The organism is Actinoplanes sp. NPDC051475 (assembly GCF_040689425.1).
In the GTDB taxonomy this organism is placed as follows: domain Bacteria; phylum Actinomycetota; class Actinomycetes; order Mycobacteriales; family Micromonosporaceae; genus Actinoplanes.
This window is the reverse complement of record NZ_JBFAZZ010000002.1, coordinates 430,667-453,950: the sequence shown is the minus strand read 5'-3', so window position 1 is coordinate 453,950 and position 23,284 is coordinate 430,667. Positions and strand designations below refer to the sequence as shown.

The window sequence follows — 23,284 nt, the reverse complement described above, 5'->3', positions numbered from 1 at the left end:
ATGTCGGCAGGACTTGGCGGTGGCGCGCAACTACTCGGAGGGGTCGGCGGCGGATAGTCCGTCGGCGGCTGATCCATGCTGGTCGCGAAACCATGCCTCGGCTGCTTCGATCATGGACGTCGAACCTTTGCCCATGGCATACCGGATCGGCCTTCCCGACCGCTCCGCCTTGAGAGCAGCGGTCGCGGCATGGGCTGCGGCGCGGTCCATCACAATGAACACGTCTGCCGACCGTGCCGCGGAGCGCAGCGCGTCGGTCGCCACGTGATCGGCGCAGACGACCACGTGGAGGCCAGGGTGGCGTTCGCGCAGAATACGTGCGGCACGGTCCAGAGCCTGCTCTTGCAGCGAGTACAGGGCAACCCGGGTACCGGGACGTACGGACGGTTCCTGCTCGAGGACGGTAGCCGACGGCGAGGGCACCGCGATGGCAAGCCCGAATAGCGGGGCCAGGTCCACCGCCACGGCGAGCGTCGCCGAAGGCACTCGCGCGGCGTTGTGCGGGCCGATCCGCGACAGCATCGGGACGGCGAACCTGTCGAGACTGTTGGTGGCCTCGGGGCGGTGAGCGAGGAGTTGTTCGAGCAAGTCCAGGCCGGTCGGGAGATCGGCGTTGGTGAGAAACGGGTCCCAGCCAGCCCGGATGAGCTCGACAACCTCGTCGTAGACCTGCACGCTGAGGCCCAATTCGACCAGATCACCGACGATTTGCACGATTCGGCCCGCGCGATGCCGGTCGCCGCTGCTGTCGTGGTAGGCCCATAGCTCCAACACCCGATGGCTGAGGTTGCGGATGTCATCGACCGGCGCGGTGCTGGTCTTGAGGTCGCGGACCAGGTCAATGCAGACATCGACCCCAGGGGACAGTCGTCCAGGCCCCGCGCCGTCCATTGCATCCAGGATCGCCTGGCACGCGGCGTCAGTGCCTCCGGGGGCCCGCAACTCGGCGACGCCGGTGCGTTCGACGGACGCCCGTAGGTCGGGCAACCGATGAGGGCTTGTCGAAGCGGAGAACAGACTGACCAGCTTGTCGGGTAGCACGGCTGACTCGAGTTGGCGGTCGGGACGCCATGGGCTCAGCGCGCCACGGATGGCGTCCTCGCCGTGTTCGGCACGGTGGCGCTCGAGTAGCGCGATGGCCTTGGCGGTGAAGGTGTGGGTTGTCGCCTGCACGACGGCTGGGAGGTCGATGCGGTCGGTGGGAAGCTTGGTCAGCAGGTCGATGGCGGAGTCGAAGCGCCCGGCCTCGATGGCTTGCTTGGCGCGATCGCGCAGGTTTACTACGGTGTCGGCGGTCTCTTCGGCCGACGGGTGGGCGGCGCTCGGCGTGGCGCCGAGCATGGCCGTGATGCCGGGATCGTTGATCCATCCAGCCTCGGCGAGGCGCTGCCGCAGCTGGTCGGGCGCCTCGTTGGCGGCAAGCGCCCACAAGGTGTAGTAACGTGCGCCAGCGATCGAGCGAATTGCGGACACCGAGTCGATGAGGGCGTTGAAGCGGGTGGCGATCGGGGCGAACGCCGCGAGATCCGTCGGATCCGGCAGCATCGACGTCGCGAGACGAGCGAGCGCGTCGGATGCCAGGATCGGGCGCGGGAGCCGCAGCAGGGTGTCCAGTTCGGGATGTTGCTCGAGCTGATCCCAGCGTTCGAACGCGGCGAGCAGTTGGATCTGCAGGAAGAGCCGGTTTGCCTGTGACAGCCGATGATCCGCGGCTAGGAGCCCGTAGGCGGCGTGAGCAGCGTGTTCGGCTCGCGCGGCGCAGGCATCGGTCAGGTCGCCGATCAGGCGTCCGATGGGCAAGGCGATGCGTGCCTGCCGTCGCGGCGCCGACCTGAACGACGCCAGCAGGGTATGCACCGATTCGCGCACGCAATTGCGGGCTTGGTTGCCGACGCGGAATCGATAGACGCAACGGCTGTCACCTGTGAACGTGACCGCGGCCTGCTCCAGTGGGTCGCTGCCATTGTGGCCGGCCAGGCTTCGGCCGTCGAAATCGGTCCAGGTCCTACCGACGTGCGACTGTAGCAGTTCCCGCAGCGTACGGGACTGGTCCGAGGTGAATGCCATCGCAAAGTAATGCGTGCTTCCGTCGATGACGGCCGGCAGCACCACCGGCTTCGGCGGGTCCTCGGAGATGAGGGCGTCGGCGGTCGCTAAGACCTCGTCAAGCGGGACTATCCCGCTGCCAGGGCGTAGCGAATTGGGCGGCCCGAAGAACGTGGCGCGAAACGAGGCCCACCGTTGCAGCACAGTCGGCGCGACTGCTGGTTCGCTCATGCGAACAGGCTCATCAGTTCGGTGGTAACGCTTGCGACGTGCACCGGGTCGGTAGACACCGTCACCAACTCCCCATTCATCTCCACTCCGCGGTACGTGAGGTTCATGGATCCGTGGATGATCCAGTCATCGCCACCGATCGCCTTCTCGTGGTCCAGCACAGTGCCCGGTGGATGAACCGATTGGCGCGGATGGAACAGAGCCTCGGTTCCGTCACGTCGAGCAACGTCTTGAAGGCGCTCGACAAAACGTGTCTCGGCCCCGCCCGGGCCGCAATGGAGGTAGACGCTTGTCTGCTGGGCGAGGAGGGTGCGCAAGATCGCCGACAGCCGGACGACCCGGGCACCCCATACGTTGTCCAGGACATTGAAACGACCGCCCCGGTTGTCCAACAACGGCACGTCAGTGATCCAGGGTGAGGCGATCAGCAGCCGACGTCCCGGCGCCAGGAGCTCACTGACCAGCAAGCCCTGAAGGGCTTCGCTGATGAGCCGATGTGGACGAGCCGCTAGTCGGTGGATGTAACGAGTGCTCATTGCGGCGCCTCCTCCAGCGACACGTCCACGGCTAACCTCCCGTCGCGGCGTGAAGCGGCTTCTACGTGGGGGTGCACATGCAGCCAGCCCAAGTCGACCGGGTTCGTGACGAGGTGCTGAATTGCCTGCTTGATGCGGGTACGGTCATTTCTGCCGGAAATCAACTGGCACCGTCCCGATGCCGCGACGCGGTCGGTCAGTTGGCGGATCCAATCAGCATCGTCAACATCGACTTCGTCGATCGGGTCGGGCAGAGCATCCAGCACGAGTGTCCGTTCAGTCATCGGGGCCTCGGTGACGAAGCGGTTCGATGCTACGAGAGATTGTGCCCGGCGGCCCTCGGCGGTCGGCCACAACAGTCCTTGTAGTACCGACTGCGCCCACCTCTCACCTTCGCCCGCGCCTTCAGGAACCGCCTTGACGAGCGTAGCCAGGATGTCGGGATCCGCTGAAAGCGCCATGCAGATGCTGCGGTGATCGATCGCGAAGCCGGCGTGGACCTCGATGTCCTCCCATACTGCGAGGCATTTTCGTATGAGATTGTCGGATTCTGGCCCGGACCTCGCTCGGAACACGCGGCTGGCCAAGGTGGTGACAGTCACGTGCGCAGGGCTCACGCCGTGGTTGAGGAGAGTTCCAACCAGATGCTGCCAGGCGTTGAGCCGATCATCAGCCGCGGTGCGGAACCGCTGCGCGGCATTGGCGATCTCGGATTCCGTGGTGAGCAACGCCAACGTGTGGCGCAGCGACCTGTCGACCTCCTCCAGATCTGATGGCTGCAGCGCGGCGACGACGAGGTAGTCGAACTGTCGCGGGTCGTCGCTGATGCGGGAGGTCAGGGCTTCGATCATGCCGCCCCCGCCGATCATGGCGTCACTGAGCACGAAGGTCGCGGTGTGCCCGTCGCCGATCGGGTCGACGTCAATGACGCTGTCGAGGTCGGCGTCGAAGTCTGGACAGAGTTCCTGGGCGGCGGCCTGCCAGGCGGCGGCCATGGTCTGGACGAAGCGGGTTCGCAGCCATGGCACCCAACCGTCGTCAGGTTCGGCTGTGAGCAGGACGGCGGTTTCGGTGATCGCCTGCGCGATAGGCCCATCGGTCAGCGCGTCGAGTAGTTGGCGCTGGCGTGGGCCAAGGTCATGATCCGTTGCATGGTCGTCATCGTCCGAGTCGTCGTCCAGTCCGATGACGCCATCGTGCAGCAGACCCGAGACCAAGTTCCGCCACTGGGCCGGTGCCAACGTTGACAGCTGGGCCGGGTCGCTGGAGTCGCGTATGGCCGCGGCGGCCGCCGCGACGATGGAGTCTGCGAGGTTGCGGGACAGGAACGGATCAACTCCCAAGGCGTGTAGCCGCTCGCGGAGTTGGTCGACGAAGAAGTCTCGGCGAAGTTGGCGCAGCCGTTGTGGCGAGCGGTGAAGCCCAAACGATGCCAGCGTCTGGGGCACGATGATCGCGACTACCTGTGCGTCAACGGTGGCGTCGTATCCGACGGCCGCCGGCTGACCGTGCCAGGTGAAACCGTTGATCAGTTGCTGGCGGCCGCCGCCCCGCCGCACCACGTTGGCCGATGTGTGCGTGCCATACCGCCAGGACTGCAGAGCGCCTCGGGCGGTATGTAGGTAAGCCCGTACGGAGACGATGTTGGCGACGAGCGGGCCGGAGCGGGGCCGGACGAGTTCCAGGCCGTCGTTGGGTCGTTGCCAGCGCACCTGCCAGTGCAGGCGACCGTTCGACGATGGCTGCACCTCGGGCTTCGGAACTTGCGGCGCGGTGATGAGGGGGCGCACCAGTGAGAGGGCCCCATCGTCGCCGGGCACTTCACCGATGACGAGAGCGTCGCGGGCAAGTCCGTCTTCGAGGGCGATCGGGGCGCCGTCGTCGGCCGGTTCGATCCACAGTCCGAGGCCCCGGTCGACGGCCCACCGCATGGTTACTTTGCCAGGCGCCAGTTCGTTGAGCGCCATGTGGACGGCGATCGACTCGTTGGCCGCTTGGTCGTAGCCGGGGGGCGGATCAATGGCCACTTCAGGTAGGCACAGGTCGCTGAACAGCGCCTTGGGGATGAATTCCGGCAGGGGCGAGTCGTTTACCCACTCTTCCCGCTCAGGAATTACCTCGCCGTCCACGTATGCGGCCCATCGGCTTACGAGCCGGCGTCGAGCGGTGGGGACTGCATCAAGCATTAGTGACCGGGGCTGCTCCCAGCACACGGCTTCGAGCTCATCGGGGCTCAACTGCAGCGAGGCCGCGACGAAGGTCATCAGGTCCTGACGTTCAGGACCGCCGTTCATGACCTGGGTGAGCACCTTGGCCACCTCGTCGCGAAGTTCCGAGCTTCTGGCATCGGGCTGGATGAAAACCTGGCGTGCGCTGCGCCCGCTAGATCTGGGTCTGGCCGCCACGTCCAGCCGGTACGCGACCCAGTCGATCAGACACATGGCCGCTTGCATCTTGCGCACGGACTGATTGCCCATGGGCAGACGCTTTTCCGGCAGGTCTGGAGCGAGCAGCGTTTCGTAGTCCTGGTAGGCCGTGCGGTCGCGTCCGAAGTCCGACAACACCACGACCGTCCACGGCCGCTGCGTTTGGGTTCGACCAGCCCGTCCTCGCCGCTGCAGAAATGAGGCGACATCTCGCGGGGCCTTGTGTTGCAGGACTGCCCCGACTGTAGGGTCGTCGAACCCCACCTCGAGCGAAGACGTGGTCACGACGATGTCAGAGTCTGCGCGCACCCCGGTGTCTTGCGACGACGTTCGACCGATCCTCAGGCCCTGGCCGTCGAAGCCGAGCAGTTCGGGCATCCACCAGTGCTGGCCGTCGCCGTCTCGCCGGTCCCAGTCGGTAACCGGACCCAAGCCGTGCACAGGCCGCATCATGCGCAGTGCAGCCAGGGCGACACCGTTGCGTCGAGGGTGCCCTCTCTCTGTGAGTCCCTCGGCGGAGAGCATCTGCCGGTAGAGCCGGTTGACGGAGTCGAGGTTGTCGCAAAACGCGAACACGCGGCTGCCATAGGCGCCCAGTGGCGTCGGCTGCGGGTCCAAGGCTCGGCGCAGCAGCATGAGCGATTGAATCGTGGTGGACAACAAGGCGGTCTGCTGGGCAGGGTCACCTCGCAGGACCACCTGATATTCGCGTCCGCGTGGCTCCAGGTGATCTTGGTCGGGTTCGACCGTGACCACCGTGCCCTCATCGAGGCCGCACAGGTCCTCGAAGAACCGGTCCGCGTTCGCCAGCGTCGCGCTCAGGCCGACCCAGGTGGTCGGCCGATTGAGCAAACGTCGCCACCGTCTGAGTAGGTAGGCGACCTGGGCGCCATTCGTGCCCTCGTAGGTGTGTACTTCGTCGAGCAGGACCAGCTTGGGCTTGTTCTGCGCACTCGGCCCGACCCCGAAGACGTGCATGCTCCAGCCGTCGCTGAGGGAGCGGTTGAGCATCTCGGTCGTGGTGAACAGCAGGTCGGGTGGCCGCTGCTGCATGGAGTTGCGGGTCAGGACGACCTCGTTGTCGGCGACGACGCCGCCGCACGTGGTGCAGGTCAGCCGCTCGTGTGGTCGCGGAGCGGTGTCGTAGTCGGCGAATAGCCAAACCAGTTCGCCGCCGCAGCGGTCTTTGCCTCGCACTGCGGGGCAGGTGAGGAATGGGCAGGCCCAGCCCTTTGCTGCTCGACGCCATGTCCGGTGGGGTATGCGTTCGAAGCTCCCCTTCGGGCTGTTGCCGAAGTAGGCGCCGATGCGGATTTGCCGGCCGCCTGCTGCGCGCAGACGGCGGGTCTCGTCGAGCGCCGAGGCGAGCTGATCCTTGAGTAGTTCGTTACGTGGGTAGATCGCGACGACTCCGACGCCACGCGTGGACGCCGGCCGGGTCGCGAGATGGGCGAGAGCAGGGAGGTAGAACGCAAGGGTCTTGCCGCTCCCGGTGCCCGCGCTCACGACCACGCCGCGGTCGCGACCCGCCATCGCGGCGAACACCTCGATGGTGGACTTGAGCTGGAATTCAGACAGCTTCCGGGGTTTGTGTAATCCGTGCTCGTCGGGTGGCCCGTTGAGGATCTGTCGTGCGGTTTCGACCTGGGCGTCGGACAATTGGGTGCCGGTCAAACGCGCCGCGACGGCATCGGTGTCCAGGTTGCGCTCGGGGAACAACCTTGGCTCATGCCGGAAGCGGAAGTCGGCGACCAGACTGGGGGCGCCCTGCCAGGGACGGCCGGGGAAGAGTTGGCGCAGGTGCGCCATCAGCCGCATGGTTTCCGCCATGCGGGTGCGGTACTCCTTCGGCCACCGCCGATCCAGCTCGAACACCAGGTTGTGTTGCAGCAACTGTTCGAGGACGTCGCGAGGATCGTCGGCCGGCGCTGCAGCGCCGATGGCCTCTATCAGCCGGTCCTGCGACCAACTCTCCTCCGTCAAGCCCCAGACCAGGTGGCGCGCCTCGATGTCCTCCAAGGTGTCGAGGACGGACAGGAGGGTCTTGGCGGGATCGGCTACCACTTGCGGACCTTATATCCGTCGCCGCGTGCGTTGGTGTCGAGCCATTCCCGGACGGCTGTGGTCACCATGCGCCATGGCGCACCGCCTTCGCTGGCGGCGGCCTCGATGAATGCCTTGATCTCGGGCGGTAGGTCGGCGAGGCGCCGGCTCAGCTCGTCTTGAATGTCTTCCCAGTTCGACGCGTGCTGCCGCCAGCCATCGATGGCGGCCGGAAGCTCGTCAATCGGCCCGGTGAAGGGTCGCGACAACGCCGAGCGGATCCGAGAAATGCGTACCTGTAACGACTCGCTACCTGGCATCGCGGCGATTGGCTGATTGAGACCCTCGGGCTGCAGGCGTTCCCGTTCGGCGTTGCCGGCCTTTTGCAATGATTGCTCGAGAAGCTTAGCCGTGGATTCCGCCCACTTGAGGGATTCCTGAACCGCCCCGGTACGCAGCCTCTCTGTCAGGTCCTGACTTGGGTCGGTAGCCAGGGTTGCAACTCGGCGAAGGTTTGGGATCGACTTGATCGCCTGCGGCGGCACTGACGGTCTGGGGTAGGCCACCCCACGGACCGCAAGCTCCGCGGCGCTGTCGCTGCAATGTGCGAGACGTGCTGTCAGCGCTTCAGCCCTGTTGCACGCTGTGGAGATCGTGTTGAGTTCTACCTCGGTCTTCTTCCGATCGGCTTGGTCGGCTAGGGCCAGGAGGGCTTGGTTGGCGCGGTCTGCGATTGAGCCGTAGCTCGAACCGGCCGCGGCGTGGAGTGACTCGGTCATCGCTTGGCCAATCCTTCCAGCGTGTTCGCAAGATCCCTCAGAGCTTTTTGGAGCCTGGCCCGGTTGTAGCTGTCCGGTAGCCCGCTGGTGCTCTCCGCCGGATTGCGGAGCGACCGCAAGAGTTGATCACAGAGGCGCCAGTACTGGAGCATGTCTGTGAGCATGAGGACGGGATCGAAAGCTAGCTCCCATAGGGTGCTGGCGTCGGGCGTGGACCGGCAGGCTCGAGTAAGACCCCGCAGCTCGCTGAGCCGCTCGCTGGTGATCCCTGGCCGCAGCCGGTCGTACGCTTCTTTGGCGTCCTGTCGGGTCAGTGCGGACCCACGGTGCGCCTGTGTAGCGAAGCTGTCCATGATCGCTACGGTGGCCGCCAAGTCCTCTTCCTCGGCGACAAAGCCGTTGATCTTTACAACGAGATCGCGGACCGGCGCCCACATGTCCTGCGCCGCTGAGAGTTGCTTGTCATGAAAACCGCGCAGATTGAGGTGCAGGCTCGCATAGTTTCGGAGATCGGCGCGCAACTCAGTTTCCTGAACGCTCGGCACGAGGAATGGAAGGACGGCGCCGGCGTCGAAGATTGACGAGGCGCCGTACCCCTTGCGCTGAGTGAGGCTATCCCGGATCACGGTCAGCGCTTTGATCCGGTATGGCTCGACCGCGTCGAGGAACCTCACGATCTTCGGGTTCGTGCCCGCGGGACGCTTCGGCCGAATCATGACGGCCAGGGCGCTCGCCGGTGAATTTGGCCGCCTGCCGTCAACCGAACTCAGTACGCCGAGGACGGCGAGCGCCGACGCGACGTCCGGCTTCGCTGATTGCCCGGCCACCTCGACGACTTCGGCTTCGAGCTTGGTCAGCCGTTGTTGGATCTCGAAGAACCAGCGTCCGCCGTTCGGCCCTAGGAGGTCGCCGGAAGTGGCTGCAAGCACGCCCTTCAAGAGGACGCCGTCGCGATCGTTGCTCCGAAACTCGATCGTAAGACTGTCCGGTGGTGTACTGCCACCGCCGCCAGCGTTCTCCACGACCACGTGGCCCGGCTTGATGGTCACCGGTCCGACCAGAATGTTGCTGGCGGCGCGCTTGACGCTCAACCCGTGAGGACCGGTCAGGAGGCGGGCCGCAAGCGCGTCGAGAATCCAACGGCGGATCTTCTGGGCGGTGGGCGCGGCCAACCGGCCACCAGCAACCCACTTGTCGATCTCGGATGCCGGGGCTGGTCCCGTCGGGGTCGGCTCCGCGATGGGTGGGGCGCTGCTATGGTCGTCGGCCAATTCTGTCAGTGCGACGCCGAACATCTCGGCGATGGGCTGTAGCCCCTCGTCGGCGGCTGGCGGGTTCGTCGCGTAGAAGGCGCGGAGGCTGATCTCGGCCTGCGCACTGTTTGACTGTCGGGCGATGGCGTCCCGCAACTCGACGGGCACGGACATGCGGGTGGGTGCGAGGCTAGCCCCGAACCGTGCCGACGGGAACAGCCCGGGCGTGGACAGTTCAGCCTCGGCGACGGCAAGCGGTTCGCGGATCACCGTGCGGAGGATGTTCCGGGGGTCGAAACTCCGTGGGCTGGCCAGGGCGACCAGGTGGTCGACCGCGGCGGCGTTGAAGGGAAACAACCCATGGCCCTCCCGTGTCACCCCGAACGCCGGGTGACAGCGGTCCCGGTACACGCAATCGGTGCACTGGTTCGGCGTCCGCGCGCCTGCGTTCGCCGCCGCTGCGAGTTTGTGGCGGCCGACCCTGCCAGCGTTGAGGTACCTGCCAACAAACGAACGCAGGTCACCGATGTCCACCGCCGCACGATCCACGTCCATCGTGTAATGCACACCTCGCTCGGCGAACGTGGCATAGCGGTCGTCTAAGTAGCCTGTGGTGACGGCGATGACGGCTCGAATTCGGCAGAGGTCACGACGCGCCGGAATTGTCAAGGCTTGGGCAAGTTGCGCCTCGATGCCGTGCAGCAGGACCAGATCTTCGACGAAGAGGACCAACTGTTGGTGGCGGCGGGCCAGTTCGCCGCGAACGTCTTCGAAGACCTGCAGAAGATCGGTGGAGGTGCCCGTGAAGACCTCCGCTGTGGCTCGTGGGAGGTAGTAGTCCAAGACCGCCGCTGCCGCGGCGCGCAGGCTACGGTTGGCGGCAAAATCGCGGATCTTGCGCTGGATGTCCACGCCCGCGTCGAGGAATTCCTCGGGGTCGACCCTGAGGTCAGCTTCGCTGAGGTGAAGGTCTTCGGCGTTGACGTCGCTGCCGGGTTGGTGGCCGTCCTTGGCAAGTTTCGCAATGCGCTCGATCGGTCCGCCCGGCCGCGAGAGTTGTTGCTTGAAGGTGTAGTCGCCTACGAGTCGCGCTACGAGTCCCCGGATGTCGGCGAGGTCGGCACCGGAGAGATTCTGGATGAGGGGGGCGTCGTCGAACTCGACCAGGCGGTGGAGGTGATTGAGCAGCGCGAGCATCGCCTCCGGCACAGTGGTCACGCGTGACGCGGCACTCGCCAAGCTGGCCCGCAGACTGGCCGCCGACGGCGCGTCTATGCCTTCGATCACCTGCTCGATGATGCGCCTCAGCGACGTGTTTCGCTTCTCGATGTAAACGATGTGCCAGTCGTTTCGAGGCGGCGTGTGAACACGCAGCCAGCGGACGAAGTGGCTCTTCCCTCGGCCGACGATTCCCGTGATGAACCGGATCAGGGGCTCGTTCGAAACCAGCGGCTGGCACAGGTCTGCGAGGACCTCCCGCTCGGTTACTGGTTCGCGCACGCCTCCCTTCGCGAGTCGGGCTAGGGGAACCGTTTGATGGACGGCGTTGAAGACTGCATCAGCGGGAGGATCTCCGAACTCAAGTCCGCCGACGTCCACTTGCGCCGCGACCTGGATCTCGGCGTTGGACCAGCAGGGGGGAATCGAGGTAGCCGTCATGGCCGCTCCTTCGCCGAGCCTTGCGGATGCCAATCGATGTGCGAGATTCGAATGGACTCCGCGTGCAGGCCCAACGTCACCAGGAGTGTGTCGGTGTCGCTCTCCGACGGTGGGAACGCGACGTGCCCGGCGGCTTCTAGTTGTCGCAACGACATCGACACCCCAGGTGAGAGCTCTTGACTGTCGTCGCTCTTCCACCGTGACCAGGGCCCGCCGTCGCTGAGCGGCAAGTGTTCGGCGCATTGCGCCACGAAGTCGGCTGCCCGGAATCGTTGGGGGGGCAGGTGGGCCAACTCCTGCCGGAGCGCCGTGCTGGCGTCGGCGACGAGTGACCGAGGGCTGAGCGGCTGGGCGAGTCCAAGGTAGGGTGCCCACCGGCACAGGGGCAGGAACTGGGTAGAGTTGGTCACCGGCCAGTCCTTCTTGAGGGGCCCGAACTCAGCCGCCTGCGCTTCGGCGAAGTGGCGGCCTACCCCGGTCTCAAACTCGAAGGGCCGAAGTGGCTCGCGCGCAGCAAACAGGACCCCTAACGCTCTAACAAGGTCTCCGACATGAGCGGTGGCATTCTCCTGGTCGGTTGCGGCGATGCGCCAGATTTGCGACCTCATGGCGCGACTGAACGACGCCGGGGTAACCGCGTCAGCGCTGGCCCAGAGGCTTTGGGCGACCTCGTTCGCCGCCACGTGGGCGTCTTGCTGTGCGACGAACCCAAGGGAGATCAATGCCGCGAGAGACCTGTCGGCGATGATCCGGCCGCTCTCCGCTGTGTTGTCCGCGTCGGGGTCGTCGTCCCGGTCACTGTCCACGGGTCGCATCGCTTCGACGAGACCTTCAGGAGCCACCAGGGTCAGCAGATCCGTCTTCGGGCACCGGTTTCCTCGATGGGCGATGACGGCTCGCATGAGGTAGCGCATCGCCTCGGGCAAGATGTCAGGCGGATTGAGCAGCGGCATGTCAGATCTTCCTCAACAGGTCTTCGATCTCATAGCTGGGCGTCCACGCCTCGTGGAGGAACTGTTTCGGATTGGCCGGGTCACGGCGGTCGGGGGTTGTCAGCACGACGCCAAGCGGTTGCCTTGCCAGGCGTGACAAGGCGCGTATCAACGTCGCGTCGTCGAGCGACGCGTCGACGACGAGTAGGGTGGGCACCCGCCATGGTGTATCCAGTTGCCCCGCCCAGACGTGGATGTCGTCGCGCCACCAAGGCCCCGTGGCCCGGGTGCGCGACGGCGTGCTCTCGGGAGTTGCGGTAGCCAGGATGGTGATGCCGCGGCGCAGCAGCCGGTCCACCAAGGTTTGCAGGGCTTCGTCGTTGGGCGTTTCCATCCGGACGCTCATCCTGCCGTCGGCAGCAAGGTGACGCAGGTCGTCGACCGCCTCCGTTTGTAATCGGCCTGCCCACAGGGTCGGGTGGGCTGGGGCCGGCGTGGGCGGCCTCCCGGTGCGACGGCAGTGCGGGCAGCCGCCGCAGGCCACCGACACGGGGAACTGGTTTCCCAGGTGGTCTTCTAGGCGGTAGTGGCGCGCGAGGTACCGGTTCGTGCACTCCTCGATTCCGCGGATCAGATCGGTCGCGGCGGTGAGGGCGGCGTTGGCGGCGTCGCGGGTTGCCTGCTGGCCGGCGGCGAACCGTGTCCGGAACGTGGCGGGATCATCAAGATCGCTGTGCCGAACCTTCACGACGGCCGCTGACCGTTGTGCGTCGAACAACGCCTCTGCCTCGTCGTCGCCAGCATCGACGGGTATCTCGGCTGGTAGGGGCCATTGGCGCTGGATCATGCCGGCACGGTCCATCGCCGCCAGCGTCTGCACGTTCCAGTAGATGTTCGTGTCGCTCGACGGGTAGGTGACGTGGGCATGATCGGCGCGCAAGTCGACGGTGAGGTCCTCGCCCGACCATCGTCCCTGGCGCATGCTCTGCCATCGCAGCCATGCGAGATCCGGTCCGATGTGACGCTCGCGGGCCATATCGGTCGCCACCGCCATGTCGGTGCCGGTCCACAGGACCAAGGCTGTCGCTGCGCGTCCGTCGCGGCCGGAACGTCCCACCTCCTGATAGAGCCGATCGACGGATTCTGGCACACACAGGTGGACGACAGTTCGGATGTCATCGATGTCGACGCCGAGTCCGAACGCGGACGTCGCTACCACGATGTCCAGGTCCTCCTCCGGCCGGCCTTCCAGACGTAATCCACGGACGGCGGCCTGCCGGATGCTGGGCTTGGGATTACCGGCGATCTCGGCAACGGCCGCGAACCCGGCATCGGTCAGCCACTTTCGTGCGGTACTGGTGTTCGTGGACCGCTCGGACACGTGCAGCGTCGTATACACCAGGGCTGGTCGTGGCAGGTGCCGCAACGCTTCGATCAGTTTGTCGCGTTTGTCAGACTCATCGGTGCATGGTGCCACCCACCATGCCGGCTCAGGCCGAGTCGCTTGGCCGCAGAGGAGTAGTCGCTGCCGACCTGGAAATAGTCGCGTCAACGTCGTCAGGCCATAGGTGTCTAGCGTCCCGGTGAGCAGGACAGTGGCAGGTTGCTGGCCCGCCGGCGCAGTCTCAATCAGCTTCTGGCGCAGACCGGCGAATGCCTGAAACGCCGGCCGAAACGCATCGCCCCACTCGGCGACGATGTGTGCCTCATCCACCACGATGAGATCGAGTGATCCCCGCGCGGCAGCTTCGATGAGCGGTGCCGCCAGCGCGGTACACGCGGCCTCGGGTGCGGCGATCGTCAACCACTGCGACCCTGCCGCGATCCCAGCACGGATGCGGTCCTTGTCGGACTGGTCAGCCGCGCCGAAGTAGGCGTACCCGAATCGGTCGTCGCCCAGCAATCCCTGTACTCGGCGTTCAAGATCCAGGGCGAGTGACACGGTGGGCACGACAATCACGGTTTGGCGCGGACGGTGTCGCAACGCCCGAGTGAGAACGACATCGCTCTTGCCCGAGCTGGTTGGGAGGACACAGATGACGGTGTCGCCCGGGCCAGCAAGTGCCGCGGCCCTCACTGCGTCGCGTTGTCCGACTGTCTTCGCGGCGGTGTGCTGCATCGTCTGCTGATAAAATCGATCAGCGGGCACGTCAGCGTCGAAGCGTCGCAGTGAGCGTCGGCTTGGTGCATCGTCGGGCGCGATGGTGTCGTAGTGATCGAGCCAGGCCGGCTTCCATGCTGCCGGCCGTAGTGTGGGCCCGTTCTGCAGGAGGCCGTGGTTGGCCCACACCGTGGGCTTCCAGTCCTCCAACGGCGTGTCGGTCAGGGTCAGCGCTGCATGGCCCGCTGCGACCAACCCTGTACGGATCATCACTGCGAGGTCGGCGGTCGACCCGTGGGTCGCCAGGCGGCGGTCGAGTCGGCGGTCGTGAGCGCGCAACTCGTCCAGGGTTCTGTCTGCCGTGCTCACGCGCCGGGCCCGGTGATGAAGACGACCCCGCACGAGTCGATCGCCAGCTGCGGCGCCTCGACCGCAGCCGCGACCGCTTCAAACACACGAGGATCACTGGCAGCGTCTGCCCCGACCCGGCGCCGAGCCTGGACCACGGCTTCCTCCCTGACGCGCATGGCCTTGGTCTTCGATGCTGCGGCTGACGTGTGTTGCTGCACGCGAGGGCGTTGCGCCACCAGCCGCAACGCGTCACGGGCGGCTTGCTCACACAGTTCAGGCCAGTGCAGGAGTCGGACCAGTTCGTCGAATCGTTCCGGACGGCTGCCCAGGTTGTCGCCGTCGATGATGTCCAGTTTTCGGCACACCTGGTCAGGGGGCTCGCCATGATCAGGTCGCCACCACACCCGTTCGCCAAGCGGCGGGAGCAGCTGCCCGAGGCGCACGTCAGCAGCCATTGCCGCCGCCGGGTCGGCGGCACGCAACTCGTCCACCGGCTCGGAGCCGGCCGCTACGACGACGCTGAACATGAACAGGACGAGAGTGGATCCGGGTTCGCGGTTCGACTGGCAGACCTCGATCGCGAAGGCTCGTCCTCGATCGTCATTCCGCGCTAGGTCCGCGAACCGGTCCACGAGGGGTTCGCCCCATCTCAGCAGGCCGACGCCGTTCGTGGCAGCGGTGCGCTGGTGGGCATAGCGCCGACGCAGGTAGCCAGGCCCGATGCTCCTGACATCCGACTCGGTGAGGCGCGGCGGGTGCTTGGTGCTGATGCCGAAGCGGGTTCCGGCATCGCTGACGTCCTCGGTGAAGCCGAGCATTTGGACCGTGTAGCCGCGAAAGGCGCCGAGGGCGGCGTCCGCAGTGTCGGCTCGTTTCATGCCTTCGGCGAACTCATTGTCTTCGGTGCGGTCCTCGATCGCGTCGAGTAGATCCTGTCCTTCGATCCGCCGTCGCTGCTTGTCCAGCTCGTTTCGTCGGGCGGCTGTTCGCTCACTGGCCTCGGCGAGGCCGTGGTCGATTGCGACGGTAAGAAAATCCCGTTCGACGTCGGGCACGACGTACTGCAGGGTCGCGGTGGACTCCCCGAATAAGCTCAGCCCTTCGTCTAGGGCATGCCGCCATCCACCGAGATGTGCGTCCAGGACCGCGGTCTGCTCTCGGAACGCCGCGGAGCGCACCGGTGCCTTCGCCGAATGTCCCGGCTTAGCCCAGCGGTCGAATCTGCCCAGGCGCTGCTCGATGCGGGCGACGCTGACCGGCAGATCCAGGTGCAAGACTTCGTCGACGACCTGCAGGTTGATGCCTTCCTCGCTGCCGCGGTCCAAGACGAGCACTCCCCGGAACTGTTCGGCAACGAAGCGGCGCGTGGCTGCCGACCGTTCGGCGACACCCATGGTTGATAGAAGACGCACCACGCGGCCGGTGCCGAACTGTTCCTCAAGGCGTTCCGCCGCGGCGGCGGCGGTTGCCGGGAACGAACACGTCACTGCCGTCCTGCGGCTGCTGATTCCAGACCACGCCCACTTGACCATCGCCGTGAAACGGTCGGCCCCCGTGTGGCGCACCAGGATTGCCTCGATCTGCGCTGCAACCGAGTGGCCCAGGGCGGTGCCCGACAAGGCTGCCAGCGCGTTCAGTTCCGCCTCGTCAAGGTCGTGCCCAGGTTCGCCCCGTAAAGCCTCTGCGAGATCAACGAGGGCGATCACAGGAGCCATCGCTCGACCCAGGACGGTGCGAAACACGGCCACGGCGTCTGCCTCGTCAAAGGCGGCGAGCTCGGTACGAAGATCCTCGATCAACGTGAAGACCCCTGGACGCCGTTCGTCTGGGTCCGCAACTAACCAGTCAGGCCCGACCGTGCGGCCGCGGACTGGAAACAACCGTGCCAAGGAGGCGCTTCTACGTGTGCGGATCATCCGGCGGTGGATGCGGTGCGTCTCGGCGAGATGCATCCGTACCCGCCGGCAGCGACTGCGGACCGCATCGGTGACCCGCTCGGCGACCAGGTGATCAAGCACGTCAAGTTCCTGCTGAAGCCAATCTTCGTCAGGCAACATCCGGCGCAACGCGGTAATCGGCTCGGCGAGGAACATCATCGGCGTGTCCTCACCAAGCGCCGCGAGCGCCTCCCCGAGCTCATCACGAATTTCCACCCGACGCCGGAATTGCTCAAGGCCGTCGAGGGGATACGTTGACGGATCAAGCAGGTGGAGCATCCGTAGAAATCCGTCTTCATTCGAGCGCACCGGCGTCGCCGACAGCAGCAGCAAGCTGGATGCGGCGCGGCTCACCGCGCAGAGAAGTCGGTAGGTCGCGTCGTCGCCATCAGGCGTAACCGTAGTGAGTCGATGAGCCTCATCCACGATGACGCTCGTCCGTTCCGTCGGGGCAAGCTCCTCAACCTTGGAATGGGGATGGACAAGCACTCGCCCGGGAAGCTGGTCCACTCGAAACTTCGAACGAAGCTCAGCTATCCACTGCTCCGTCAGGCCGTCAGGGGCCAACACGAGGGCCTCGCCGCCACCGTCGAGTAGAAGTTGACGCAGAACCATCCCTGCCTCAACGGTCTTCCCTAGTCCGACCTCGTCAGCGAGGAGGTAACGCTTCACCGGGTCGGCCAGAATGCGACGAGCGGCTCCAGCCTGGTGGGCGTAGATTTCCACGCCAGAGGACCAAATTCCCGCCAGTCCCTGAGCAGCAACCCGCTGACGGAAAACGTCGGCCACGAACGCCGCCCTACGGCCGTGCCAGAACCGGGTTTCCACCGTGCCAGCCTTCAAGAGATCCACGGGATCGTTGACTGGTCGTGACCACAGCACGTACATCTGATCCACGTCGACGTACTCACTACAGCCATTCGGGAAGTCCACGAGGTATCGCGAGCCGCGTGAGTCGCACGAATCGACGAACCCAGCCCGCCACACCTCGGCGCGGCGGCACCACACACGCTGGTGTCTTTCCAGCTGAACGGGTACGAGGGTCGCCCCAGCGGCAGGCAATGTGATTTCCGGCGTCGCCGGCCCGTCAAAGAAGTGAACGAGGCCAGTCCTCTTGTGAAGCTTGCCGATGCCGCAGGTCGGATGGCGGACGAAGACAGAGGCAGTCCCTGCGACGCGATCAGCCAACGTCTTCCGCCACCCCGCCAAGACGGCACGTCACACCAAGCAGAGGCACCTCCACCTCCCGATCGTCATGTTCAGCCAGGGCCTCAATCGGCAGCCTCCACAAGGGTGTCGCCAAGACCAAGATCATCACAGCCCGCATCTCGACCCTCACGGTAAGCACGGTGAGCCTAGCAAGGGCCTACGACACTTTTGCTTCGCCAACTGGTAGGCCAGGGCGGCCTGCGTCCCGTTCCTGGTAGCAGCGGGATTGGACCACGGTGTCGACCATAATCACCTCCCCGGCCTGCTCGCCGGCATCGCCCTCGACGCGTTAGGCAGGGTGCTCACGTGCGGCTCCCGGCGAGACGGATCCCGACTTCGCGGTCGACTACGTTCTCGCCCTGATCACTGCGCGAGCGGGCGGGTTTCGCACTACCGCACCACCGGGGACCCGCTCTCCGTCCTTTGCCACGCAGGAGGACGGCCATGGTCATGACCACAACTCGCACCATGCCGACTCGCGATTGCCTCGGGAGCGATCCAGCTCCATGATCGACAACTCGCCTTAGGTGATTTTTTGCAGGCGAACGAGGATGTAGACACACCGGCACATGCCATGATCCTGTGATTCAAGGTCCTCAGGTCTGCGATGAGCTAACACCGCCAGGTCAAGCTGCATTCGGACGTGGCGTCCGGGTGGCATCCGGGGCGTCTGGGGACGCATCGACTCACCCAGGCGAGGAGCTTGTCCACAGGCTGTGGATAAGACGTTGACCGAAGTCATAAAGCCTCTGGTTCGCGCAGGGACGCTACGTCTCCTGGATGGAAACCCCCGGCCAATGCACCGTCGCCGAACTTTCGCTCTCCTATGATGTGGATGGTTGGGCGCCGTCAGCGCGCATGATCATCGACATTGGCGGGCTCGCTTGTTGCTCCGTGGTTGCTCGGATGCTCGCGACAGTTTCGCCACGGACGCGACTAAACCAGCACGGGCGCGGACTGACGCGGACGGTAGTGGCGTCATCAACTGCCTGCCGAGACCGACGTCGCTGTGCGCATGCGGACGAAACCGGTCCGAATTCTTCGGACGCTCGCCTCAACTCTGCGTAGCGACGGTCTGACTACGGATCAGATGCTGCTAGCCGAAGACCCCATCAGTTGCCGGGCGGCGACAGTCACGCATGGCGACTGTCGGCGTACTGGTGAATGTGCCCGGGCACGTCCGCGTGAACGTGCCCAGGCGCATCACGCACCGGTGAGCGGGGCTGATCGTTTGGCGACGGTTCTGTCGCCCGGCCGACCAGTTGCGGGATTGCGACGAATGCTGCCCTAAGGTTACTGATAGTGACCGTTGCGGCGTTTGGGTGTCCACACGGCGGCAGATCCGTGCGCTGGATTGAGCGGTAGGGGCATGCCATGAGGCGGCCTGTGCCAGCTTTGTTGACCGAACGGGGACCGGTGGCGAAAGGCGTGCTTTCTGCTCCCTCGGTGGCCCCACGCCCGGCGTGTCGCACCGCCTGAACAGCGGATACCTGAGCAGTCGGAAGCGCCCAATAATGACCACGGCCCCGCTCGAACCGTCTGATGGAGCACCGATGATTGGCAAGTTATCGCGTTCGATACTCGTGGCATCGGTCGTGTTGCCCTTGGCGGTAGCGTGCACGTCGTCTCCAACCGAAGGCCTGAGCAGGGAGAAGGTTGTCGCTGCTTATGTCGACGCCATTCAGCAGGGCGACAAGAGCCGTCTTCTCGAGCTCAATAATCCAGCCCTCGACCAGGTAGACGAGATCGATGAAAAGATCGCTGCAATCGGCGACCGCGAGTGGATCGACCCACAGACCACCTGGCTGACGAACCCGATAACCGGCGCCATCGATGTTGCTCGGATTTCCGCCACAGATACCCACGGCACCAGGATCGCCGATCAGATAGCGCTGACTTCTATCGACGGATCCTGGTATGTCAACCTGGGCACGCACACGCCACAGCCCGGCGATCCGGTACCCGCTTCAACGGCTCGTATCGATTGAACTCCGGTCAACTGACCGAAGTACGGACGTTCCACTCGGTGCACGCATCTCGGCATGACCGGATGCCCACGCCATCAAAAACGGCTACGGGGTGACGACGTGCTGGGCGCCTGCCTGCCGAGCGCTGACGCTAGCAAATCCGCGCACCCGTCCAACGGGCTGTCCATCACTTTCTCGAGCCTTGTCCAACCCATGTCCGATCCATATGTTCACCGCTAGGTACGCGCCACCGCAGACCAGGATCAAGATCAGGATTATGCCAACGAGCCAGCGCCACATGGATTGGTTGCGTGGCTTCGGAGGGCGTGCATCGGAACTCAGATGAAGCCAAGGGTCCTCATCTGAAACATGCACAGCCAGATAATACCTATCCAAAAGCAGGCCGCGCCGCTTCTCCGTCTTACTCATCTCGGCATGTTCGCCCGCTCCGGCCGGCGGCCGCCGTCTACACGGAACGTGACGGCGGCCGTCAGGCCCTCTGCGGGTGCCGAGCGGCACAGAAAGACGTTCTACAGGTGCATTGCCGGCACTTGCACGTTGGCAAGCGGACCACGTTCGCGCGGTGGGATGATCAGCTGGCCATAGCTGGAGGACGTGTGGATCAGCCCCGACCCGAACCGCCTTATCGAACCAGGCTGCTTTTCCTCCTGGGCCTGCTGGAGTCGGCGGCAATGTACATGCTGGTGGCGGCGGTTGCGATGCCGCTGCATCGGGCGCAGTTCCGCCTACCCGGTCCCCTCGACCGGTCAATACCTCACCCTAGCGGTGCTCCTCAGCGTCACCGCGTCCCTGCGCGTCGGACGGTGGCATCAACAGCGCGGGCATGAACGTCGAGCCGCGGGTGTCTATGCAGGGACCGCAATCTGGCCAATCCTCGCCATCCTGGGGGCCCTCTTCCGCTTGCTCATTGTGCTCGCGGGCTGGGGTATACATGGCGAGTAAGCGCGGCCCGGTTGGCTCTCGTCACGGTGATGGGATACCGCGGCACCGAACAGACGGCACGAACAGTGATGAGCCAGTCGGCAGGAACCGGGGCGCCTTGACAGCGGCAAATGAGTGCGGCTTTCCGCCTGTACGGACCGTCGGTCGGAGGCATTAGGACGCCGTCGGCAATTGGCGGGCTGTCGTGCGGCCGTCTCGCCAGACGCCGGCGTACGAAGGTTCTCGAAGATAGACGGCGTGAGGGAGTTCGTCGTCACGCGGTGGCCAGTCCTTGTACGGCAGGTATGCCAGGCGCCAGGCGAGGATCAGGAAAAGCCAGAGTCCACCCAGCCCGGTGATCCACCAGAGCGCATCTCGACGGCGGTAGGAGACCTTGGGTGCCAGCCATGCCGTCAGCAATATCAGCAGCAGAGTCGATGTCAACTCGCCCGCGAGGTCACTTCCGGTGAGGGCAGTGATGGCTTCTCCTAGCAGGGGGTAGCCAGCGACAGCAACGACATCGATGAGGAAGGCAAGGAAAATCCGCATGGCGTGCGAACGGGGTGGCGCGGGTTCGTTAGGCACAAGCGAAGCATAAGCCGCAAGGTCACCCGATCTTGCGGAAATGCTACGGCCAACGGTGTACCAGGCAAACGACCTACGGGGCATGAACTGCTTTCTTGACGAAGTGCCCGCTCATCTCGTCAGCTGAGGCTCCGGGCGGCTCAGCGCATCGATCACCGGCTGTAACGCTTGCGGCTTGCCGGCGCGCCTTGTCGGCGGCAAGAGAGTGCGACCTCAACGGGTCTAGCCGTAAAGCCAAAAGGCCAGCTCGATCAATGCAAAACCCGGATCAACGCAGCCACTGCGGTTGCGATTGTCACAGAAGCCCGCAACCCCACGGCCAGGAATTCGATTATTCGTTCCGACCCAAACTTGTCTGGAATCTTTGAGCCTTCGGCAGCGTCGCGCACTCGCCCAACGAAGGATGCGGATCCACCATTGCCAGCAACCAGATCGGCAAATTCAGGAGAAATGCCACTGCTGTCACTATCGGGCGACTTTCTGGTCATCTCGCTCCCTCCTTAGATCCGGTAACTCCACCAAGCGCGCGGAGGAACGCCGGCTAGCACGACCGCCCCAGAAACGTCTCTTAGTATAGCTTCCATTTCAGGCTTAGCGAGATCAGTTGCACTAAGCGGAGCATCGATGACGACGCATCCGACCTTCTTTCCGCCCGACGCGAAGATCGGCTTCGCTACAATCCCTTTGTATTCTGCGGTAAGTTGAAGCTCTCCCCATGAAATTCTGTATTCTTTCCCCCATCGCGGAAAGATTCTATGATACCACTCTCCCTGAGCCCGCCAGGCGCTCCGTCCTGCACTGTTGGCTGCGGCATAGAAGGCTTCCCAGTCAGTTGGTAGCGGTGTTGCTGTCCGAAAAGCCTCACCGACCACTCCCTTGCCAGGTCGCCATATGGGCCTCGTCATTGATGGCTTAGCCGAGAGGCGAACACCACCAACATTTACCAGCCGTCTGAATGGCCAGAATCCGCGAATTAGGAAGGCATGAACCCCTACGTCTTCCCAGCTCAACGAGAACTTATCCACCACTTCACGCACGCCGGAACTGAGAGTTGACCTGATGTTCTGCTCATACTCCCTCACCTTCCGTGCCTGAATTGATGGCAGCGAAAGGCGGAGAGCTTCGGCCATGGCGACATATGCCACAATAAAGATCGAGGCGTATAAGAGATACCTGTGCCCGCTCCAGAATTCCTTGTTCGGGATGTCGAGCTGCGCTGCTGTTGCTGCCGCACCGGCCAGTGCGACCAAGATCGCTCTTGTCACAACGGCCAGAATCATGTCGGCATTATGCATGACGACGAGCGGTCGCATGTAGGTTTGTCCGATAAGGCGAATTTAATGCAGCAAGATTCAGCCGTACGTGTGGGAGGTGTCGGAACCGACGACGCACTCACATCGGCACGTCCGCGTGTCGGTGGCGGCTGCCCCCACCGCCGCGTGTCGATTCGATCCCATCGCTTCGCCGCGGTCGGCGTCGGCGTCGGCGTCGGCGTCGGACGGTGTCACAAGCTTGTTCGAGGCCCGAGCCTCAGTCGCAGTGGTTCCTCGCCGTCGGTGTGCAGCAGGCCGGCCTGCTCCGCGATGGTGAGAGCGTCACGGACCTTCGCTTCGCTGACCAGCAGGCGCTTCGCCAAGGCGGGAGTCGTGGTTTGCAGCGGCAGCTGCGGTGTCCACCGCATTATCGCTTCGATGTCCTCGATCAGGTCGGCCTCCCTGACAGCCTCGCTTCGGGCGAGCCAGACGGGGGGCTCGATCGCCGAGTTGGGCCAGAATTGCAGCAACCAGTGAAAGCGGAATTCTGTGGGCTCCTCGGCGTCTAATCGTCGGCGGGCGATCCGGACCCGGAACCATTCGGCGTCGCCCAGCTCGAGGTTGCGCGTGTCCCCGGGGCCATCGGTCACCCAGGCCAGCGATATCGCGCCGGAGCTTGATCGGTACGGCGTGTCGAGCACCTCGTCGAAGGGCGTGGAGCCGGCCGGCGGCGGTTCGTCGTGCAGCTCGAAGCGAACAAGGTGACCGTCCAGGTCGGGGGCGTCGGCGCAGATCCAGCCGGCCCCTGAGCCGGCGAATGTGCCGTTCGGCGTGTCTCCTCGGTCGCGGTAGTGCGGTATCTGCGGATCTTCGCCTGGCCACGTGACGTCTGGGTCCTTGAGGACGAGAAGGCTGTAATCGGGCCGGTGGTCATCGGCTTCGAACGTCCGAACAACGCCCATTCGCACAAGCTACCCAAGACCGCCGTGCAGCGTCGTGCGAATGAGGTGGCCAGGATGCTCGCAACTTCGACC

13 protein-coding genes are annotated in these 23,284 nt (G+C 64.8%); 1 reads left to right on the top strand and 12 read right to left on the bottom strand.

The window, feature by feature from the left end; translation table 11 throughout:
* Window positions 1–30: 30 nt before the first annotated feature.
* From dpdD to dpdE, 8 genes are read right to left on the bottom strand one after another with little or no spacing between them, the layout of a single operon-like run.
* The gene (dpdD, locus tag AB0368_RS06530) at window positions 31–2,277 is read right to left on the bottom strand and encodes a protein DpdD (RefSeq protein ID WP_366152751.1); all 2,247 of its coding nucleotides are present in this window, start codon (window positions 2,275–2,277) and stop codon (window positions 31–33) included.
* Complete coding sequence (dpdK, locus tag AB0368_RS06525; RefSeq protein ID WP_366152750.1) at window positions 2,274–2,813, bottom strand: phospholipase D-like domain-containing protein DpdK; 540 nt, start codon at window positions 2,811–2,813, stop codon at window positions 2,274–2,276. Before dpdK ends, dpdD begins: the two co-directional genes overlap by 4 nt.
* Window positions 2,810–7,303, bottom strand: coding sequence for a protein DpdJ (gene dpdJ / locus AB0368_RS06520; protein ID WP_366152749.1), 4,494 nt, complete (start codon window positions 7,301–7,303; stop codon window positions 2,810–2,812). The genes dpdK and dpdJ overlap by 4 nt, the downstream gene beginning before the upstream one ends.
* Window positions 7,297–8,061: a hypothetical protein gene (locus tag AB0368_RS06515; protein ID WP_366152748.1), complete on the bottom strand. Its 765-nt coding sequence runs from the start codon at window positions 8,059–8,061 to the stop codon at window positions 7,297–7,299. The genes dpdJ and AB0368_RS06515 overlap by 7 nt, the downstream gene beginning before the upstream one ends.
* The gene (locus AB0368_RS06510) at window positions 8,058–10,973 is read right to left on the bottom strand and encodes an ATP-binding protein (protein ID WP_366152747.1); all 2,916 of its coding nucleotides are present in this window, start codon (window positions 10,971–10,973) and stop codon (window positions 8,058–8,060) included. Before AB0368_RS06510 ends, AB0368_RS06515 begins: the two co-directional genes overlap by 4 nt.
* Entirely contained in the window at window positions 10,970–11,926 is a 957-nt protein-coding gene (gene dpdG / locus AB0368_RS06505) for a protein DpdG (protein ID WP_366152746.1), read from the bottom strand. Before dpdG ends, AB0368_RS06510 begins: the two co-directional genes overlap by 4 nt.
* A 1-nt stretch (window position 11,927) precedes the next feature.
* On the bottom strand, window positions 11,928–14,375 hold the full coding sequence (gene dpdF, locus AB0368_RS06500) for a protein DpdF (RefSeq protein ID WP_366152745.1): 2,448 nt from the start codon (window positions 14,373–14,375) through the stop codon (window positions 11,928–11,930).
* Complete coding sequence (gene dpdE, locus AB0368_RS06495; protein WP_366152744.1) at window positions 14,372–17,482, bottom strand: protein DpdE; 3,111 nt, start codon at window positions 17,480–17,482, stop codon at window positions 14,372–14,374. The genes dpdF and dpdE overlap by 4 nt, the downstream gene beginning before the upstream one ends.
* A 1,574-nt stretch (window positions 17,483–19,056) precedes the next feature.
* Between dpdE and AB0368_RS06490 the strand changes: the two genes are divergently transcribed.
* Window positions 19,057–19,491: a hypothetical protein gene (locus AB0368_RS06490; protein WP_366152743.1), complete on the top strand. Its 435-nt coding sequence runs from the start codon at window positions 19,057–19,059 to the stop codon at window positions 19,489–19,491.
* A 1,095-nt stretch (window positions 19,492–20,586) separates the two neighbouring features.
* On the opposite strand, the gene AB0368_RS06485 is transcribed toward AB0368_RS06490, so the two are convergent.
* The 4 genes from AB0368_RS06485 to AB0368_RS06470 all read right to left on the bottom strand — a co-directional run bounded on the left by AB0368_RS06485 (window position 20,587) and on the right by AB0368_RS06470 (window position 23,212).
* Entirely contained in the window at window positions 20,587–20,997 is a 411-nt protein-coding gene (locus AB0368_RS06485; protein WP_366152742.1) for a hypothetical protein, read from the bottom strand.
* Between the two features lie 251 nt (window positions 20,998–21,248).
* A complete protein-coding gene (locus AB0368_RS06480; protein WP_366152741.1) occupies window positions 21,249–21,485 on the bottom strand; it encodes a hypothetical protein in 237 nt (78 codons plus the stop codon).
* Between the two features lie 12 nt (window positions 21,486–21,497).
* On the bottom strand, window positions 21,498–22,277 hold the full coding sequence (locus AB0368_RS06475; RefSeq protein ID WP_366152740.1) for a hypothetical protein: 780 nt from the start codon (window positions 22,275–22,277) through the stop codon (window positions 21,498–21,500).
* A 224-nt stretch (window positions 22,278–22,501) separates the two neighbouring features.
* Entirely contained in the window at window positions 22,502–23,212 is a 711-nt protein-coding gene (locus AB0368_RS06470) for a hypothetical protein (protein ID WP_366152739.1), read from the bottom strand.
* Between the last annotated feature and the right edge of the window lie 72 nt (window positions 23,213–23,284).